The sequence below is a fragment of the Pseudomonas sp. Leaf48 genome, assembly GCF_001421885.1.
Taxonomy (GTDB): domain Bacteria; phylum Pseudomonadota; class Gammaproteobacteria; order Pseudomonadales; family Pseudomonadaceae; genus Aquipseudomonas.
In genome coordinates this window covers 61,127-79,055 of record NZ_LMLH01000012.1, presented here as the reverse complement: position 1 = coordinate 79,055, position 17,929 = coordinate 61,127, and the positions used below count along the sequence as shown (strand labels likewise).

Below are 17,929 nucleotides of genomic sequence, written 5' to 3'. Positions count from 1 at the left end.
CTCCATAGAGTCGCGAATTGGTGGCCACAGGGTCACTCGATGATGTTGAAGTCGCTCAGGTACTCATCGGAGATTTCCAGGCCCAGCCCGGGCTTGTGGTCGTCGAGTTGGATGTAACCGTTGACCGGCTGCGGCTCGCCCTTGAACACGTAGTAGAAGAGTTCGTTGCCGACTTCGACGTCGAATACCGGGAAGAACTCGGCCATCGGCGAGGCGGTGGTGGACATGGTCAGGTGGTAGTTGTGCATCTGCCCGGCGTGAGGGATCACCGGCACCGACCAGGCTTCGGCCATGGCGTTGATCTTGCGTGCGGCGGTGATGCCGCCGACGCGGTTGGTGTCGTACTGGATCACGTCGACGGCGCGACGCTCCAGCAGGTCCTTGAAGCCGTAGGAGGTGAACTCGTGCTCGCCGCCGGAGATCGGCATGATCCCCATTTTTTTCAGCTCGATGTAGCCCTCGATGTCGTCGGCGATCACCGGTTCTTCCAGCCAGCGCGGCTCGAACTCGGCCAGTTTCGGCAACATGCGACGGGCATATTCCAGGGTCCAGCCCATGTAGCATTCGAGCATGATGTCGACATCGGGGCCGGCCAGATTACGCAGGGCGCGCACTTGCTCGATGTTCTTGCGCATACCCGCCGGGCCATCTTTCGGGCCGTAGCCGAAGCGCATTTTCAGCGCAGTGAAACCCTGGTTCAGATAGCCCTGGGCTTCTTCGAGGAACAGGTCGAGGTTGTCGTTGGCGTACAGCTTGGAGGCGTAGGTCCAGATCTTTTCCTTGGTACGGCCACCGAGCAGTTTGAACACCGGTTTGTTGACCGCCTTGCCCATGATGTCCCAGATCGCGATGTCGATCGCCGAAATGGCCGCCATGCCGATGCCTTTACGGCCCCAGGCGTGGCTTTGGCGGTACATTTTCTGCCAGATGTATTCGTTGTCGAACGGGTCTTCACCCATCGCGATGGGTGCCAGGTAGGTGTCGATGATTTCCTTGGCCACACGCGGCGCCAGGGCGCAGTTGCCGATGCCGACCAGGCCCGTATCGGTCTCGACTTCCACCACCAGCCAGCCGTGGAAACGGAACGATCCCATGGCGTCGCCGCGCTCGAAAAGGATGTCACTGGCGTTGGTGCAGAAGTGCGCTTGAGGTGGAACGACTTTGCCTTTCCACTCGAAAACGCGGGTACGGATCGCTTTGATTTTCATGAATACAGTTCCTTGAGCTGCCGGCTTCTTGTAGTTGTCGGGTCGCGTGCCTGGAGCTGCTCGGTGACGGGTTCCAAGGCATTCGATGGGCCGACTTTAGCCAGCGCCCGGGGGCGGCGGATAATCACTTATGCGTATCCGGCGATAACCTGGGGTGATAGATGAATGCGTTTATTGCTCTGATCGAGTTATCAGGCATGACACAAAAAAATGTGGGAGCGGGCTTGCTCGCGAAGAGGCAATGTCAATCGACATAAATGCCGCCTGACACACCGCCATCGCGGGCAAGCCCGCTCCCACAGGGTTAAGTGTTGTCGATGGATCGGGAAATCAGTAGCTGTTGGCGCCCATCCGGCAGGCAATCTCGAACGCCTGGCGTATCGCCCCGACATTGGCCTTGCCCTGCCCGGCGATATCGAAGGCCGTGCCATGGGCCGGTGTGGTGATCGGGATCGGCAAGCCGCCCTGCACCGTCACGCCGCGGGAAAAGCCCATCAGCTTGATCGCGATCTGCCCCTGGTCGTGGTACATGGTCACCACTGCATCGAAGGCACTGGCATCGCCCTGGACCTTGAGGAAAATCGTATCTCCCGGGTACGGCCCTTCAGCCGCGATGCCCTTGGCCTGAGCCGCACGCACCGCCGGGCCGATGATGTCCAGCTCTTCACGACCAAACGACCCGTTGTCACCGTTGTGCGGGTTCAAGCCACACACGCCGATGCGCGGTTTTTCCAGACCGTTGCGCTTGAGCGCGGTATCGATCAACTCAATCGCTTCCACCACCCGCGCCTGGCTGAGCATGCCCGGCACATCGGCCAGGGCCACGTGGGAAGTCACCCGCGAGGTCCAGAGGTTGTCGAGCACGTTGAATTCGCAGAACGGTCCGTGGAAATCCAGCAGCTCGGCAAACCAGTGCAGTTCGTCGCTGTGGGCCATGCCGGCCATGTGCAATGAGGTCTTGTTCAACGGGCCGAACAGCACCGCATCAGTGGTGCCCGCTTCGGTCAGGCGCAGGGCCTGTTCGAGGGTGTCGAGGCTGTAGCGACCGCCCACCACACTGGCTTCGCTACGGGGGAACTCACCCATGGCATCGCCGCGAAAATCGTAGAACAGCGGCGTGTCATCGACAAAGTCCAGTTGCGCCAGGGATTCCACGCGACGAAAGGGAAACTCCACCCCGGCGATGCGCATGCCACGCCGCATTTCCGCCTCGTCGGCGATCAGGATCACATTGGCCTGGCTGCGCACCTGCGGCTCGCCGAGCAGTCGCGCGATCAGTTCCGGGCCGATGCCGGCAGGGTCCCCCAGGACCATCGCGATGGTAGTCTTGTTCATGCTTCACTCCTCAAGGGTTCAGGCTGCGCACGGTCAATGGCGCAAGGCTCGCAGCGATAAACCCGCTGCGCGTTGCTGCAGAAAAGTCGCTCCTGATCGGCCCGTGGCAGATCGGCGACGATGGATTTGAAACCGCTGTAGATGTCGTCGAACGAGCCGCACAGGCTGTCCACGGGGAAGTTGCTGGCAAACATCGCCCGCTGGCTGCCGAACATGGCGATCACCTCGCGCACGATCCAGGCGTTGTCTTTGGCACGCCAGCGCTGGCCACCCTGCCCCAGGCCGGAAATCTTCACCTGCACGTTCGGCCACTGCGCCAGCCGCGCCATTGCCAGGCGCCAGCTCGCCAGGCCTTCGGCACTGCGATCGCTGGGCAAGCCGGCGTGGTTGAGAATCAGCGTGATTCCGGGAAAGTCCCGGGCCAGGCGCTCGGCTTCGTGCAGGTTCCACCAGGGTGTCTGCAAATCGAAATGCAGCCCCAGGCCTTCGAGGGCGGCATAGCTGCGGCGCCAGTGCTCATCGCTCATCAGGCTGCGCAGATGCCCGACTTGCTGGGGCGTGGCCGGCCCACCGGGTTTGTGCCGGACACTGCGCACGTGCTTGAAACGCGCCTGTTCGTGCAATACATCGATGGCGTCCGGATGATCGAGCCAGGCTTGCGCCACAATGGCATTCGGCACGCCGTAACGGGCGGCCAATTGCTCGATGAACCTGGTTTCGCCAATCGGGTCCCCGGGGTTCCATTCGGTCTCGACGTACACCGTCTGCACGACGTCATGCGCGGCCGCATCGGCGAAATAGTCCTCAGGGAAATAACGCCGCTTGATTGCACTGTAGTCACCGTAACGAAACGGGACGCTGGCCTCAGGAGCGAGCCAGGGGTGGTCGTTGACGGTCGGGTCCCAGAAGTGATGATGGGCATCGACGATCGGGCCATCCCAAGTGGTACCGGCCAAGAGCTTAGACATGTCGCACCTCATCCAGACTGATGAACAACGTAGCCAGCACAAACACCGCCGAGCACACCGCGAAGAAGCCCAGCACCGGGGCAAAACCACCGGTCATCTGCAAAATCACGCCCACCAGGATCGGTACCGCAATGCCGCCGGTACTGCCCGCCATGTTCATCACGCCGCCGATCAGGCCAACCCGCGCCGGAGCCGCCAGCAGTGCCGGGAAGCTCCAGTAGAGGCTGCCCCACATCAGGAAAAACGCGGTCATCGCCAACAGCGCCACTGCTGCAAAAGGATTGCTAAGGGTCGGCAGCAGCAGGAAGGCGCCGAGGGCCACCAGCCCGGAAAACGCCAGCAGGCTCTTGACCGCCGTACCGCGGCTGACACCCTTGCGAATCAAACCGTCGCAAAGAAAACCACCGGTCAACGAGCCCAGCGCACCACAGAGGAAGATCACGAAAGTCGCAGCACCAATGCCCTTGATATCAAAGCCGCGGGCCTGGGACAGATAACTCGGGCCCCAGGTCAGCAACCCGAAATACACCATCGCCCAACTGGCACGACCGATCAGCAAGCCACTGAGGGAACGCGCGGCAATGCCCAGGCCTTTGACCGGCACCCGCGCCGCTTCGGCAGCCGGTGTGGCACGGCCGGCGTTGATCTGTTCAAGCTCGGCTTCATTGACCTGCGGGTGGCTGGCCGGGTCATCGCGCAGATAACGCCGCGCCAGCCAGGCCAGCGCCAGGGTGGCGATACCGGCAATCACAAAGGCCAGGCGCCAGGAATCCAGCGAAGCGATCAGGTAAGCAATGATCAACCCGCCCAGCGCCACACCCAACGGGCTGCCGCTGTCCATCAGCACCGCGCCGCGACTGCGTTCGCTGGGGGCCAGCCAAAGGGAAATCATCTTGCCGCCCGAGGGGAACAGCGGCGCCTCGGCGGCACCCAGTGCCACCCTGGCAAACAATAATGACAGGCCACCGGTGGCGAACGCCGCCAGTACCTGGAACGTGCCCCACAAGCCGGTCGACCAACTGATGACCCGGTGCGGGCCATATCGGTCGATCAACCAGCCACCGGGAATCTGCAACAGCGCGTAGGCCCAGAAGAAGCTGCTGAGGATCAGCCCCTGCAAACTGGGAGACAGGGAAAATTCGTGGGCAATGGTCGGCATCGCGATGGATAGCGAGACCCGGTCGATCAGGTTGATCATGGTCAAGGCGAAGATGATGGCGAAGATCCGCCAACGCACACTGCTGGCTTTGGCGGTGCCGGCCTGCGCGTTCGCCGCGGCCGGTGGCTGGATACCTGCGGCGGGCAGGTTCAGGGAAGCACTGGAACGAGCCATGGTGCGTACCTCGTTTTATTATTGTTGTGAACGTAACGACACCTTTCCTGGCGGCGTGGTGAGCACTATCGAAGGCTCGCTGATAACCGTCTAATCAATACTTGGAATCAGGCGATAGCCTCGGGTTATGCCATGCCCTGCTTTCAACGTCCTTTCAATGTTGGCGCTTTTTTCTGTAGGAGCGAGCCTGCTCGCGATGGACTTCAACGAAAACGCGTGTTTCTTGAAGAGACGCAGCGCCCATGAGTCCATCGCGAGCAGTCTCGCTCCTACATAAGTCCTGCTTCGTTTGCCGAGCTATAACTCCAGGCTATCGGTGTATGTATTGTTTTGACTAGACGTGGAGTCTGCGTGTTCACACACTCAGGCCAGGCTTGCGGCTTTAACGCTTAAACAAGTCGCTCATAACAATTACAAAAACACCGAAACGAGGCCCTTCCCATGCGAAATGCATTCGTCCGTCGCACTTCCCGTCTGTTTCTTGGCTGCACTCTGATCGCCGCCGGTGCCCTTCCCGCCCTGGCGCACGCCTGGCAGCCGGACAAGAATGTCGAAATCATTGTCGCCGGTGGCCCCGGTGGCGGCACCGACCAGCTCGGGCGCCTGATCCAGTCGATCATCACCACCCACAAGCTGCTCGACGTTAATACCATCGTCCTTAACAAGGGCGGCGGCAATGGCGCCGAAGCCTTCCTCGACATGAAGATGAACAAGGGCGATGCCGAGAAACTGGTGATCGGTACCAATAACATCTACCTGTTGCCGCTGGTGTCCAAGCTCGGCTATCAATGGCAGGAGCTAACACCGATTGCCGCCGTGGCCGAAGATGACTTCATCCTCTGGAGCTACAAGGACGCGCCCTGGAAAGACGCCAAGGGCTTCTACGCGGCGGTCAAGGCCGACCCATCGAGCCTGCGCATGGGCGGCAGCCAGTCCAAGGACGTCGACCAGACCCTGACCCTGCTGCTCAACCAGACCAACAACAGCAAACTGGTGTACATCCCGTTCAAGAGCGGCAGCGAAGCCGCGACCCAACTGGCCGGCAAACACATCGCCGCCAACGTCAACAACCCCAGCGAAAGCATCAGCCAATGGCGTGGTGACCAGGTCGAGCCGCTCTGCGTATTCAGCAAGGAGCGCATGAGCTACACCGAAAAAGTCGCCGGCGATAAATCCTGGGCCGACGTACCGACCTGCCACGAACAAGGCCTGGGCATCGATCAGTATCGCTTCCCGCGCACCGTGTTCATGCCTGGCGAAGTCACCGCCGAACAACGGGCGTTCTATGTCGAGCTGATGCGCAAAGTCACCGAAACCCCTGAGTTCAAGGCCTACGTGAAGCAGAACGCCCTGGTGCCGACCTTCCTCGAAGGCGAGCTGCTGACTGCCTACATCGAAAAAGACACCGCCCGCGTCACGCCAGTGTTCAAGGAAGCCGGCTGGCTGAAAAACTGAAGTCGCCACGGCCGCCTGCCTGCGGGCGGCCGTGCCCTGCTGGAGATATGTTCATGTCCCATTCCTCGGATTCACCGGCACTGGTCGGCACCCGTTGGGTCGAACTCGGCCTGGCGTTGTTCACTACCCTGATCGGCGCGGTGGTGATGTACGGTAGCCTCGAACAAGGCATTGGCTGGGGCGATGCCGGCCCAGAGCCGGGTTACTTCCCCTTCTATATCGGCCTGATGCTCAGTGCCGCCAGCGTGGCCAACGGCCTGTTGACCCTGGTGCGCTGGCAGGCGCTCAGTGTTGCGTTCGTCAGCGGCAGTGCATTCAAGCAAGTGATGTCGGTATTCATCCCTATCGCGCTGTTCGTCGGCGCCATGCCCTTGACTGGCATCTATGTGGCCTCGGCGTGCTTCATCGCCTGGTTCATGTGGCGTGACAAGGTGCGCGCCAAACCTTATGGCAAGTTGATGATCGCCAGCGTGTCCCTGGGCGCGGTGCTCGCCAGCTACCTGATTTTCGCGCTGTGGTTCAAGGTCCCGCTGGATGCCGGCCCGATGGGCGACTGGATTGCCCTGGCCGGGAGAAACTTCAAATGAGCGAGTTCGATTCCCTGCTGCAAGGCATGAACCTGATCCTGACCCCGGGCCATATCGGCCTGATGGTGATCGGCGTGCTGCTGGGCATTCTGGTCGGTGTGTTGCCCGGCCTCGGCGCCCCCAATGGCGTGGCGCTGCTGCTGCCACTGACCTTCACCATGTCGCCGGTATCGGCGATCATCCTGCTGTCGTGCATGTATTGGGGCGCGCTGTTCGGCGGCTCGATCACCTCGATCCTGTTCAACATCCCCGGTGAGCCCTCATCGGTGGCGACCACGTTCGACGGCTACCCGATGGCCCGCGAAGGTCGCGCCGCCGAAGCCCTGACCGCTGCATTCAGTTCGGCGCTGCTCGGTGCGTTGGCCGGGGTGTTGTTGCTGACCTTCCTGTCGACGAAGATTGCCGCGTTCGCCATGTCCTTCAGTTCGCCGGAGTTCTTTGCGGTGTACCTGTTGGCGTTCTGCACCTTCATCGGCATGAGCAAGAACCCGCCACTGAAAACCGTGGTGGCGATGATGATCGGTTTCGCCATGGCAGCGGTCGGCATGGACACTGTGTCCGGCAACCTGCGCCTGACCTTCGACCAGCCGACACTGATGACCGGCATCAGCTTCGAAGTGGCGGTGATCGGCCTGTTCGGCATCGGTGAAATTCTCTGCACTGTCGAAGAAGGCCTGGTGTTCCGTGGCGAACATGCGCGCATCACACCGATGGTGATCCTGCGCACCTGGGCCAAGCTGCCGCGCTACTGGTGGACCATCGTGCGCAGCACCCTGGTCGGTTGCTGGATGGGCATTACACCAGGCGGACCGACCGCCGCATCGTTCATGAGCTACAGCCTGGCGCGGCGCTTTTCGAAAAACCGCGACAATTTTGGCAAAGGTGAACTCGAAGGCGTGATCGCTCCGGAAACTGCAGACCATGCCGCTGGCACCAGTGCCTTATTGCCGATGCTGACCCTGGGCATTCCTGGTTCGGCCACGGCAGCGGTAATGCTTGGCGGCTTGATGATCTGGGGCCTGCACCCCGGCCCGACGCTGTTCGTCGAGCAGCATGATTTTGTCTGGGGCCTGATCGCCAGCATGTATCTGGGCAACGTGGTCAGCCTGATCGTGGTGTTGGTTACCGTGCCGCTGTTCGCTTCGATCCTGCGCATTCCGTTCTCGATCATCGCGCCGATCATCATCATGGTCTGTGCCATCGGTGCCTACTCGGTCCACAACTCGTTCTTCGACGTGGTGTTGATGCTCGGCTTCGGCGCCCTGGGTTATCTGTTCAAGAAACTCGGCTACCCGATTGCGCCACTGGTACTGGCCGCTGTGCTGGGTGACAAGGCTGAAGATGCATTCCGACAGTCAATGCTGTTCTCCGACGGCCACCTGGGGATTTTCTGGTCCAACCCACTGGTGGGCAGCCTGACCACAGCGGCACTGCTGATGCTGTTCTGGCCGCTGATTTCCAGGGCACTGGGCGCCCTGACAGGCCTGCGCAAACCGCCCGTCGCCAAGACCAAATCCGTGCTGTGATACAGCAATGCTGGCAACGCCTGACATTTGTTGTCAGGCTTGCCGCAGTCTTTCATGCGAGCGCGGCCCATGACCCGAATTCCTGATGCCAACGTAATCCACAGCCGACTGCGTCTGCGCCAACTGCGGCTGATGCTGGCCCTGCAGGAATTCGGCTCGTTGCGCCGCGCCGCCGACCACATCGGCATGACTCAACCGGCAGCGACCAAGATGCTGCACGAAGCCGAGGATTTGCTCGGCGTCGAACTCTTCGAACGCTTGCCTCGCGGCATGCGCTCCACCCCATTCGGCGAGACGGTCATTTACTACGCACGCATGGTGTTCGCCGAACTCAGCGGCATGCGTGAAGAACTGGTCGCCCTGCAGTCCGGCAACCTCGGCCGCGTCGCGGTGGGAGCGATTCCGGCTCTCGCTTCAGGACTGCTCACGCGTACCATCGCAACCTTGAAACAAAGCCATCCGCGTCTGTCCATGAGCATTCAGGTCGACACCAGCGACGTGCTGGTACAAGCATTGCTGCAGGATCAACTGGATATCGTGCTGGGGCGGATTCCGGCGGGTGCCCGGGCCGAAGAATTGCTCTTCGACAGCCTCGGCGAAGAAGCCTTGTGCGTGATTTCCGGCGCGCACAATCCACTGGCGAAAGCGACTCAATTGAGTTGGGCCGAACTGCAAAACATGACCTGGGTGCTACAACAACAACCCAGCCCGATGCGCGCGATCATCAATCAGGTGTTCCACAATGCGCGGGTCGATATTCCCAGCAGCATCGTCGAAACCACCTCGATCATGACCCTGCTCTCATTGATCCAGCAGACCGACATGCTCGGTGTCACGCCGGTGTCGGTGGTCGAGGATTATCCTGGCCGTGATTTACTGGCGGTGCTGCCGATCAAGTTCGAAGCGCGCTTGCCGCCGTATGGCTTGATCACCAGGCGCCATCGCATTCAATCCTCGGCGATGCAGGCGTTCATGAATTCGGTGCGGGCCGAGCATGCGCTGAGCAAATGAAACGGTTCTTCAGGGATAACGCAAAACCTGCGGTAGCCGGCTTGCTGGCGACGGCATTCTGCCAGGCATTATTGATCGCCTGACAGAACGCTATCGCCAGCAAGCCGGCTCCTACAAGGGGAGCGCGTTTTAACCGGTTTTACGGAACACGAACACCAGACCAATGATGATCAGCAACATGCCGAGAATGCTCAGCATCGCCAGGCGATTACCGAAAATCAGGTAGTCCATGACTGCTGTCACCGCTGGCACCAGGTAAAACAGACTGGTGACATTCACCAGATTGCCCCGGGCGATCAAACGGTACAGCAGCAAGGTCGCCAGTACCGACACCACCAGCCCCATCCACAGCACCGGCACAATGAAGCCGGAGCCCTGCTCGAAGTGAAATGGCTGGAACGGCACGAAAATCCCGCACAACAGTAACCCGGCGAGGTATTGCACCGGCAGCGTGCCGAGGGGATTGTCGGTGATGCGTTTCTGCATGATCGAGCCGAAGGTCATGCTCGCCAGCGCCAGCAAACCAAAGAGCATCCCGGCCAACGACATGCCAGCCAGGCCGATACCCTGATAGACCACCATGATCAAGCCGCCCAGCCCCAGGGCCAGACCGAACATCCGGCTCCAGGAACGCTGGCGCTCCATCAACACCACGGTGAGGATCGGCTGCACGCCCATGATGGTCGCCATCACCCCGGGCGTGACTTTTAGGTCGAGCGCCAGCAGATAGAAAATCTGATAGGCCCCCAGTAGCACCACCCCCGTGGCCATCGCATACAGCATTGGCTTGCCCGCTTTGGGCAGCCTCAGCTTGAGCAACGGCACCAGCAACACCAGGCCGCACAACGCGATGGCGAAGCGAAACAACAGAAAGGCAAAAGGTGATGCGTGGGCCAGGCCCCATTTGGAGAAGATCGCCCCGCTGCTCCACAGCAGGACGAACAGACTCGTGGAAGCCGCCGCGAGTGCGGACTGTTTCGAAAGGACAAACATGAATACCACCTGTAGTCAGGCAAATAGCCAACTCAGCCGAAGCTGAAATTCAGTAGTTTTTTTCAAGCGGGCGCTTTGCAGGCGGGCACGGGAACAGCAGGAAAAAGCTGATCAGCCCGAAACGCCAACGCCCGGCGGTGATACGACTGCGTACACCGGCGTGCTACTGACAGGTGGGGGGTAATGACTGATCTGCCCCGGTTGCTGATTCCCGCACGGCACGACGCCAGCGTTGACCGCTGAATCGACTACCGCGTTTATGAGGGATGCAGGCATTGGGCTGATCTTTTTTAAGGAGTGAATAAGTGAGTCACTGGAGCTCACTGTGCGCCGACTATAACCAGCGCTGGGTATGGAATGCAATCAATTGGTCAAAAGCGCCGGGAGCCTGTAGAAGCCGGCTGGCTGGCGATAGCGCGCTGAGCAAAAATCAATGATGACTGATAAACCGCGATCGCTGGCAAGCCAGCTACAGGTCTGCTTCCCGGACAGATAATCACCCGAACAACCAATACCCCAGAAACGTCAGCCCCACTACCGCCAACACCGGGCGCATCGCGCCCGGATCAACCAATCGCCTGAATGCCGCCTTATGCCTGGTTTTCCTTCTCGGTGAACAGGTCACTGAACAGCATGCTCGACAGGTAACGCTCACCGGAATCCGGCAGGATCACCACGATGGTCTTGCCCTGCATTTCCGGGGTCTCCGCCAGGCGCACCGCGACAGCCATGGCCGCACCGCAGGAGATACCGCACAAAATCCCTTCTTCCTGCATCAAGCGCAGGGCCATGGCCTTGGACTCGTCGTCGCTGACCAGTTCGACCCGGTCCACGATCGACAGATCGAGGTTTTTCGGCACAAAACCGGCACCAATACCCTGGATCTTGTGCGGGCTCGGCTTGATCTCTTCACCGGCCAGCGCCTGGGTGATCACCGGCGAGACAGCAGGCTCCACGGCCACCGAGATAATCGGTTTGCCCCGGGTATTCTTGATGTAGCGCGAAACGCCAGTGATGGTTCCGCCTGTTCCGACACCGGCCACCAAAACGTCGACCGCACCGTCGGTGTCGTTCCAGATTTCCGGCCCGGTGGTCTTTTCATGGATGGCCGGGTTGGCCGGATTATCGAACTGTGCCGGCATGAAGTATCGGGATGGATCCCCAGCGACAATTTCGCCGGCCTTCTCGATGGCACCTTTCATGCCCTTGGCCGGTTCGGTCAGCACCAGTTCCGCGCCCAGGGCCTTGAGCACTTTGCGTCGCTCGATACTCATGGACGCCGGCATGGTCAGCATCAACTTGTAACCACGGGCGGCGGCGACGAAGGCCAGGCCAATACCGGTGTTGCCGGAGGTCGGTTCGACAATGGTCATGCCAGGCTTGAGTTTGCCGGTGCTTTCGGCATCCCAGATCATGTTAGCGCCGATCCGGCACTTGACTGAGTAACCCGGGTTACGCCCTTCGATCTTGGCCAGGATGGTCACGCCGCGCGGGGCGATGCGATTGATCTGCACCAGCGGTGTATTGCCGATGGAATGGGCGTTGTCTGCGTAAATGCGGCTCATGGCTGGGTCCTTACTACAGCATTTGATAAGCGCACAAAGGTATGCCTGTTACCTGTAGTCGTCCAGTCAGGTCGAACGTCCAGTTGTTACAGGAGTCAATGGCTTTAGATCGCCAGAGATTTGCCACCATGAAACGTCGATACAGTTGGCCCCTATGGACCTTCGCCGGCCTGATTGTGCTGCTGATTGCCCTGCATTTCGCGCTGCCCTATCTGGTGCGCGACTACCTCAACGACCGCCTCGCGGACATGGGTGATTACCGCGGCCAGATCACCGATGTGGACCTGGCCCTGTGGCGCGGCGCCTACAAAATCAATGGCTTGAAGATCGTCAAGGTCGACGGCAAGGTGCCGGTTCCGTTCGTCGATGCACCGTTGATCGACCTCTCGGTCAGCTGGCACTCACTCTGGCATGACCATGCGGTAGTGGCCGAGGTGACATTCGTCCGGCCTGAAGTGAATTTCGTCGACGGTGGCGCCAACAAACAGAACTCTCAAACCGGCCAAGGCACCGACTGGCGCGCCCAGTTGGGCAAATTGCTGCCGATCACCCTGAACGAAGTAAAGATCGATGACGGCAAGATCAGTTTTCGCAATTTCAATTCCAAACCTGCGGTGAACATGAACGCCACCAAGGTCGATGCCAGCATTTACAACCTGACCAATGTCGTCGATACCGAAGGCAAACGTGACGCACGCTTCGAAGGCAAAGCCCTGTTGCTGGGGCACGCACCACTTGAAACAAGCGCCACTTTCGACCCGCTGAGCAATTTCGAAGACTTCGAGTTCCGCCTGCGCGCCCGGGACATTGAACTCAAACGCATGAACGACTTCGCAGCGGCTTATGGCAAGTTCGACTTCAACGCCGGCCACGGCGACGTGGTGATCGAAGCGCAGGCGAAAAAAGCCAGGTTAACGGGCTATATCAAGCCGCTGTTGAAAGACGTCGACGTGTTCAACTGGCAGCAGGACGTGGAAAACAAAGACAAAGGGATTTTTCGATCCATCTGGGAAGCTATAGTCGGGGGCTCTGAAACCGTGCTGAAGAACCAGGGCAAGAATCAGTTTGCCACCCGCGTCGAACTGAAAGGCAACGTACATCGGCAAGATATCAGCGCATTTCAGGCGTTTTTGCAGATTTTACGTAATGGTTTCATCCAGGCATTCAATGCACGGTATGAGAATCCCAAGCCGGATGCTGGCTGAGTCAGGATGTGACGCTCCATTCAGAGACTGAATAAGCCGTCTGCGTTCACAGTCGACCGGACAGCGCGTTATAGTCGGGGCTGACATTTTATTGCGCCCCGCCCTGCCTTTTCAGGTCGGCGTTACCGTTCGAGGATTAGCAGATGAAGTTCGAAGGCACCCAGGCCTACGTCGCCACCGATGACCTGAAGCTGGCGGTGAATGCCGCCATCACCCTGGAGCGGCCATTGCTGGTCAAGGGCGAACCAGGCACCGGCAAGACCATGCTCGCCGAGCAACTGGCCGAATCCTTTGGCGCCAAGCTGATCACCTGGCACATCAAGTCCACCACCAAGGCTCACCAGGGCCTGTACGAGTACGACGCGGTCAGCCGCCTGCGCGATTCGCAACTGGGCACGGAAAAGGTCCACGACGTTCGCAACTACCTGAAAAAGGGCAAGCTCTGGGAAGCCTTCGAATCCGAAGAGCGGGTGATCCTGCTGATCGATGAAATCGACAAGGCCGACATCGAATTCCCCAACGACCTGCTGCAAGAACTCGACAAAATGGAGTTCTACGTTTACGAGATCGACGAGACCATCAAGGCCAAGAAGCGTCCGATCATCATCATTACCTCCAACAACGAGAAAGAGCTGCCGGACGCATTCCTGCGCCGCTGCTTCTTCCACTACATCGCGTTCCCGGATCGCACGACCATGCAGCGGATCGTCGACGTGCATTACCCGGACATCAAGAAAGACCTGGTCAGCGAAGCGCTGGACGTGTTCTTCGACGTGCGCAAGGTGCCGGGCCTTAAGAAAAAACCATCGACCTCAGAGCTGGTGGACTGGCTGAAGCTGCTGATGGCCGACAACATCGGCGAAGCGGTCCTGCGCGAACGCGATCCGACCAAGGCCATCCCGCCGCTGGCCGGCGCCTTGGTGAAGAACGAACAGGACGTGCAATTGCTTGAGCGCCTGGCGTTCATGAGCCGTCGCGGCAGTCGTTGATCATCCGGGGCAAAGACCATGCTGCTCAACCTGTTCAATGAAATGCGCGCAGCCAAGGTGCCGGTCTCGGTGCGTGAGCTGCTGGACCTGATCAACGCGCTGAAACAGCGCGTGACCTTCGCCGACATGGACGAGTTCTATTACCTGTCCCGGGCGATCCTGGTGAAGGACGAAAAGCATTTCGACAAATTCGATCGAGCGTTCGGGGCCTATTTCAACGGCCTGGAAAAACTCGATGATCACTTGCAGGCGCTGATCCCCGAAGATTGGCTGCGCAAGGAGTTCGAGCGTTCACTGACCGACGAAGAGCGCGCGGCGATCCAGTCCCTTGGGGGCCTGGACAAGCTGATCGAAGAGTTCAAGAAGCGCCTGGAAGAACAGAAGGAACGCCATGCCGGTGGCAACAAGTGGATCGGCACCGGTGGTACCAGCCCGTTCGGTTCCGGCGGTTTCAACCCCGAAGGCATTCGGGTCGGCGATGCCGGCAAGCGTCAGGGCAAGGCAGTCAAGGTCTGGGACCAGCGCGAGTACAAGAACCTCGATGACACCGTCGAGCTGGGCACGCGCAATATCAAGGTCGCCCTGCGCCGCCTGCGCAAGTTCGCCCGCCAGGGCGCGGCCGAAGAGCTGGACATCGATGGCACCATCGACCACACCGCCAAAGATGCCGGTTTGCTGAATATCCAGATGCGGCCGGAGCGGCGTAACACCGTCAAGCTGTTGCTATTGTTCGATATCGGCGGCTCGATGGACGCTCACGTGAAGATCTGCGAAGAGCTGTTCTCGGCCTGCAAGACCGAGTTCAAGCACCTGGAGTACTTCTACTTTCACAACTTCATTTATGAATCGGTGTGGAAGAACAACATGCGCCGCACCTCCGAGCGCACCTCGACCATGGACCTGCTGCACAAGTACGGTGCCGACTACAAAGTGATTTTCATCGGTGACGCCGCGATGGCGCCCTACGAAATCACCCAGGCAGGCGGCAGCGTCGAGCACTGGAACGAAGAAGCCGGTTACGTGTGGATGCAGCGGTTCAAGGAGAAGTACAAGAAGCTCATCTGGATCAACCCGTACCCGAAAGACACCTGGGGCTATACCTCGTCGACCAATATCGTGCGGGACTTGATCGATGACCAGATGTATCCCCTGACCCTTCGCGGGTTGGAGGAAGGGATGCGGTTTTTATCCAAATAGGAATGTATTGCCGGTAAGGGCCTCTTCGCGAGCAAGCCCGCTCCCACATTTACTCTGTGCCTTGCACAACGCCAATGTGGGAGCCGGGCTTGCTCCGGAGCGCGTTCCGACGATGCTTTTAGGGGTTCTGAAACCTGCGCAAATATTCAATCTGCTCGCGATACGCCACCTCCTGCACCACCGGGCGCAGCCGCACCTGCTTACCCGGCAGGCATTGCGCCAAGCGCGCCAGCGCCAACGGCGTCAACGCCCCCAGACGCGGATAGCCACCAATGGTCTGCCGATCATTGAGCAGGACGATCGGTTGCCCGTCCGGCGGTACCTGAACCGCACCCAGCGGGATGCCTTCGGAAATCATCGGCTTGCCCTGATACTGCAGCGCAGGGCCCAAGAGACGAATGCCCATGCGGTCGGAACGGCTGTCCAGACTCCAGGTGCTGTTGAACGCATCGAACAGACTCTGCCCGCTGAACTCACCGATTTGCGCCCCCAGCACCAGGTCCAGCGGTGTATCCAGGTTCAGGTCCGGTCGCTGATCTGCCGGTACATCGCGCAGCAGCATCAGCGGATTCCCCGAATAGCTCAACGAAGCACCTTGGCTCAATGGGCGACCCATGCCATCCAGCCCCCCCAGTTCTTCGCGGACTACCGTGGCGCTGCTGCCCAACACCTTCGGTGCGGCAAAACCACCCGGCGCGGCCAGATAGGCTCGGGCCCCAAGCAATGGTTGAGTGAATTGCAAACGCTGGCCCTTGTGCAGTCTGAAACTGCGCCATGGCGCCAACGCTTCGCCATCGACCTGCGCGCCCAGATCCGCTCCGGCCAGTGCCAGCAGACATTCGTCTTCGGCCACCAGGGTCAGCCCGCCGAGGGTGATTTCGATCACCGCTACATCCAGTGCATTGCCCAGCAGCCAATTGGCCCAGGCCATCGAGCACCAATCGACCGCCCCGCCCTGGGTCACCCCCAGGTGCCGCACGCCAAAACGCCCCGCATCCTGCAACAAGCAAAGTGGCGTGCTCGCTTCAATACTCAGACGGCTCATGCCTGGGCCTCCAATGGCGTGTCATCCCCGCCCAGATTGATGAACTCGGCGTGGCCGACCGCTTCGAAGCGCACCGTGTCGCCCGGCTGCATCAGGCTGTAGCCATCGCGGTGGCGGTCGAACAATCTGGCCGGGGTGCGACCGATCAGGTTCCAGCCCCCGGGGGATACCACCGGATAGGCCGCCGTTTGTCGTTCGGCGATGCCGACGCTGCCGGCTGCGACTTTCTTGCGGGGCGTGTTCAGACGCGGCGCGGCGAGGACCTCCTCCACCAGTCCCATGAACGCGAACCCCGGCGCAAAGCCCAGGGCGAAAACCTGATACTCACGCTCGCTATGACGGCGGATCACCTCATCCACCGTCAAGCCGCTGCGCTGCGATAACAGGCTCAGCTCCGGGCCGACGCTCGGGTCGTACCACACCGGCAGCACATGGCAAGCGCCGCGCTTTCTGGCATTGGGCGAAAGATCGATCAATGCCTGGGCGATCAACTCCCGGGCCTGGGACGGGCTCAATCCGCTCAGGTCAAAGTGCACCATCAAGGTGGTGTAAGAAGGCACCAGATCGATCAAATGCCCGGCAAACGCACTGCGCAGGCTTTCGCTGGCAGCGAGCATCCACGGCATGTTGGCTTCGGCGATTTCATCGAACAGGCGCACCATCAGGCAATCGAGCGCTACCACTTCAACCCGCAGTTTCATGAGGCGCTCGGCTGATTCAAGGCTGCACGGATACGTTGCACGGCGGCGACCGAACCGGCGTTGTCGCCGTGCACGCAAAGGGTGTTGGCCTGCAAGTGCAAGGCGCTGCCGTCACTGGCGGTGAGATGATCGCCACGGGCAATGATCAGTGCCTGTTCGACGACTTGCTCGGGATCATGATGCACTGCTCCCGGCAATTGTCGCGACAGCAACCTGCCGGCGCTGTCATAGCCGCGATCGGCAAAGGCTTCGAACCACAGGGTCACGCCGTACTCCTCGCCCAACTGCCGGGCGGCGCTATTGTCGGCAGTGGCCATCAACATCAACGGCAGGCTACGGTCATAGGACGCTACAGCCTGGAGCACCGCGCGCAATTGCGCCGGGTTGGCCATCATGTCGTTGTACATCGCGCCGTGGGGTTTGACGTAGCTCACCCGACCGCCCTGGGCCCGGCAAATGCCGTCGAGGGCGCCGATCTGGTAATGCAGAATGTCCTGCAGTTCCTGGGCGCTGTAGGTCATGGACCGACGGCCGAACCCGACCAGATCCTGATAGGCCGGATGCGCGCCGATTTGCACGCCGTGGCTCAGGGCCAGGCTGACAGTCTTGCGCATGACGCCCGGGTCACCGGCATGGAAGCCGCAGGCGATGTTGGCGCAGTCGATGAAGGGCATCACCTCGGCGTCCAGACCCATGGTCCAACTGCCGAAACTCTCGCCGATGTCACAGTTCAATAGCAGGCGGCTCACAGTGAACACTCCTGTAGGTTTTATTCTTCTTCGCTGTAATGCATCTACCGCGCAGGTTATCA

Annotated in this window: 16 protein-coding genes; 7 read left to right on the top strand and 9 right to left on the bottom strand. The window is 60.2% G+C overall.

Annotation, left to right across the window (positions count from 1 at the left end):
• Positions 1-32: 32 nt before the first annotated feature.
• The 4 genes from ASE98_RS10480 to ASE98_RS10465 all read right to left on the bottom strand — a co-directional run bounded on the left by ASE98_RS10480 (position 33) and on the right by ASE98_RS10465 (position 4,844).
• A complete protein-coding gene (locus ASE98_RS10480) occupies positions 33-1,208 on the bottom strand; it encodes an L-rhamnonate dehydratase (protein WP_060541296.1) in 1,176 nt (391 codons plus the stop codon).
• A gap of 330 nt (positions 1,209-1,538) precedes the next feature.
• Positions 1,539-2,543, bottom strand: coding sequence for a 4-hydroxythreonine-4-phosphate dehydrogenase PdxA (locus ASE98_RS10475; protein WP_060541295.1), 1,005 nt, complete (start codon positions 2,541-2,543; stop codon positions 1,539-1,541).
• A complete protein-coding gene (locus ASE98_RS10470; protein ID WP_060541294.1) occupies positions 2,540-3,511 on the bottom strand; it encodes an amidohydrolase family protein in 972 nt (323 codons plus the stop codon). Before ASE98_RS10470 ends, ASE98_RS10475 begins: the two co-directional genes overlap by 4 nt.
• A complete protein-coding gene (locus ASE98_RS10465; RefSeq protein ID WP_060541293.1) occupies positions 3,504-4,844 on the bottom strand; it encodes an MFS transporter in 1,341 nt (446 codons plus the stop codon). The genes ASE98_RS10470 and ASE98_RS10465 overlap by 8 nt, the downstream gene beginning before the upstream one ends.
• Positions 4,845-5,285: 441 nt before the next feature.
• Between ASE98_RS10465 and ASE98_RS10460 the strand changes: the two genes are divergently transcribed.
• The 4 genes from ASE98_RS10460 (at position 5,286) to ASE98_RS10445 (ending at position 9,423) form a co-directional block, all read left to right on the top strand.
• Entirely contained in the window at positions 5,286-6,299 is a 1,014-nt protein-coding gene (locus ASE98_RS10460; RefSeq protein ID WP_060541292.1) for a Bug family tripartite tricarboxylate transporter substrate binding protein, read from the top strand.
• Positions 6,300-6,352: 53 nt separating this feature from the next.
• Positions 6,353-6,886: a tripartite tricarboxylate transporter TctB family protein gene (locus ASE98_RS10455; protein ID WP_060541291.1), complete on the top strand. Its 534-nt coding sequence runs from the start codon at positions 6,353-6,355 to the stop codon at positions 6,884-6,886.
• The gene (locus ASE98_RS10450; protein ID WP_060541290.1) at positions 6,883-8,412 is read left to right on the top strand and encodes a tripartite tricarboxylate transporter permease; all 1,530 of its coding nucleotides are present in this window, start codon (positions 6,883-6,885) and stop codon (positions 8,410-8,412) included. Before ASE98_RS10455 ends, ASE98_RS10450 begins: the two co-directional genes overlap by 4 nt.
• Positions 8,413-8,481: 69 nt before the next feature.
• Entirely contained in the window at positions 8,482-9,423 is a 942-nt protein-coding gene (locus ASE98_RS10445) for a LysR family transcriptional regulator (protein ID WP_060541289.1), read from the top strand.
• Between the two features lie 129 nt (positions 9,424-9,552).
• Here the strand turns inward: ASE98_RS10445 and ASE98_RS10440 are convergent, their stop codons facing one another.
• Both ASE98_RS10440 and cysK read right to left on the bottom strand, forming a co-directional pair.
• Positions 9,553-10,416, bottom strand: coding sequence for a DMT family transporter (locus ASE98_RS10440; RefSeq protein ID WP_060541288.1), 864 nt, complete (start codon positions 10,414-10,416; stop codon positions 9,553-9,555).
• 590 nt (positions 10,417-11,006) lie between these two features.
• Positions 11,007-11,981 carry a cysteine synthase A gene (gene cysK, locus ASE98_RS10435; protein WP_060541287.1) on the bottom strand — a complete coding sequence of 325 codons (975 nt, stop codon included), beginning with the start codon at positions 11,979-11,981 and terminating at the stop codon, positions 11,007-11,009.
• Between the two features lie 98 nt (positions 11,982-12,079).
• Here cysK and ASE98_RS10430 point away from each other — a divergent pair, with 98 nt between their 5' ends.
• From ASE98_RS10430 to ASE98_RS10420, 3 genes are all read left to right on the top strand, one after another.
• Positions 12,080-13,186 carry a DUF748 domain-containing protein gene (locus tag ASE98_RS10430; RefSeq protein ID WP_442962702.1) on the top strand — a complete coding sequence of 369 codons (1,107 nt, stop codon included), beginning with the start codon at positions 12,080-12,082 and terminating at the stop codon, positions 13,184-13,186.
• Positions 13,187-13,329: 143 nt separating this feature from the next.
• Positions 13,330-14,175, top strand: coding sequence for an AAA family ATPase (locus ASE98_RS10425; RefSeq protein WP_060541285.1), 846 nt, complete (start codon positions 13,330-13,332; stop codon positions 14,173-14,175).
• An 18-nt stretch (positions 14,176-14,193) separates the two neighbouring features.
• Positions 14,194-15,372, top strand: a complete 1,179-nt coding sequence (locus ASE98_RS10420) for a vWA domain-containing protein (protein WP_060541284.1) — start codon at positions 14,194-14,196, stop codon at positions 15,370-15,372.
• 118 nt (positions 15,373-15,490) lie between these two features.
• On the opposite strand, the gene ASE98_RS10415 is transcribed toward ASE98_RS10420, so the two are convergent.
• The 3 genes from ASE98_RS10415 to ASE98_RS10405 are packed head-to-tail and all read right to left on the bottom strand — an operon-like array spanning position 15,491 to position 17,867.
• The gene (locus tag ASE98_RS10415) at positions 15,491-16,417 is read right to left on the bottom strand and encodes a biotin-dependent carboxyltransferase family protein (protein ID WP_060541283.1); all 927 of its coding nucleotides are present in this window, start codon (positions 16,415-16,417) and stop codon (positions 15,491-15,493) included.
• Positions 16,414-17,118, bottom strand: a complete 705-nt coding sequence (locus ASE98_RS10410) for a 5-oxoprolinase subunit B family protein (protein ID WP_060541282.1) — start codon at positions 17,116-17,118, stop codon at positions 16,414-16,416. Before ASE98_RS10410 ends, ASE98_RS10415 begins: the two co-directional genes overlap by 4 nt.
• Positions 17,115-17,867, bottom strand: coding sequence for a 5-oxoprolinase subunit PxpA (locus tag ASE98_RS10405; protein WP_060541281.1), 753 nt, complete (start codon positions 17,865-17,867; stop codon positions 17,115-17,117). The genes ASE98_RS10410 and ASE98_RS10405 overlap by 4 nt, the downstream gene beginning before the upstream one ends.
• Between the last annotated feature and the right edge of the window lie 62 nt (positions 17,868-17,929).

Bases quoted from the DNA above. Each gene is read 5' to 3' on its own strand.
- ASE98_RS10480 (WP_060541296.1), bottom strand. From the start codon at position 1,208: ATGAAAATCAAAGCGATCCGTACCCGCGTTTTCGAGTGGAAAGGCAAA.
- ASE98_RS10475 (WP_060541295.1), bottom strand. From the start codon at position 2,543: ATGAACAAGACTACCATCGCGATGGTCCTGGGGGACCCTGCCGGCATC.
- ASE98_RS10470 (WP_060541294.1), bottom strand. From the start codon at position 3,511: ATGTCTAAGCTCTTGGCCGGTACCACTTGGGATGGCCCGATCGTCGAT.
- ASE98_RS10465 (WP_060541293.1), bottom strand. From the start codon at position 4,844: ATGGCTCGTTCCAGTGCTTCCCTGAACCTGCCCGCCGCAGGTATCCAG.
- ASE98_RS10460 (WP_060541292.1), top strand. From the start codon at position 5,286: ATGCGAAATGCATTCGTCCGTCGCACTTCCCGTCTGTTTCTTGGCTGC.
- ASE98_RS10455 (WP_060541291.1), top strand. From the start codon at position 6,353: ATGTCCCATTCCTCGGATTCACCGGCACTGGTCGGCACCCGTTGGGTC.
- ASE98_RS10450 (WP_060541290.1), top strand. From the start codon at position 6,883: ATGAGCGAGTTCGATTCCCTGCTGCAAGGCATGAACCTGATCCTGACC.
- ASE98_RS10445 (WP_060541289.1), top strand. From the start codon at position 8,482: ATGACCCGAATTCCTGATGCCAACGTAATCCACAGCCGACTGCGTCTG.
- ASE98_RS10440 (WP_060541288.1), bottom strand. From the start codon at position 10,416: ATGTTTGTCCTTTCGAAACAGTCCGCACTCGCGGCGGCTTCCACGAGT.
- cysK (WP_060541287.1), bottom strand. From the start codon at position 11,981: ATGAGCCGCATTTACGCAGACAACGCCCATTCCATCGGCAATACACCG.
- ASE98_RS10430 (WP_442962702.1), top strand. From the start codon at position 12,080: ATGGCTTTAGATCGCCAGAGATTTGCCACCATGAAACGTCGATACAGT.
- ASE98_RS10425 (WP_060541285.1), top strand. From the start codon at position 13,330: ATGAAGTTCGAAGGCACCCAGGCCTACGTCGCCACCGATGACCTGAAG.
- ASE98_RS10420 (WP_060541284.1), top strand. From the start codon at position 14,194: ATGCTGCTCAACCTGTTCAATGAAATGCGCGCAGCCAAGGTGCCGGTC.
- ASE98_RS10415 (WP_060541283.1), bottom strand. From the start codon at position 16,417: ATGAGCCGTCTGAGTATTGAAGCGAGCACGCCACTTTGCTTGTTGCAG.
- ASE98_RS10410 (WP_060541282.1), bottom strand. From the start codon at position 17,118: ATGAAACTGCGGGTTGAAGTGGTAGCGCTCGATTGCCTGATGGTGCGC.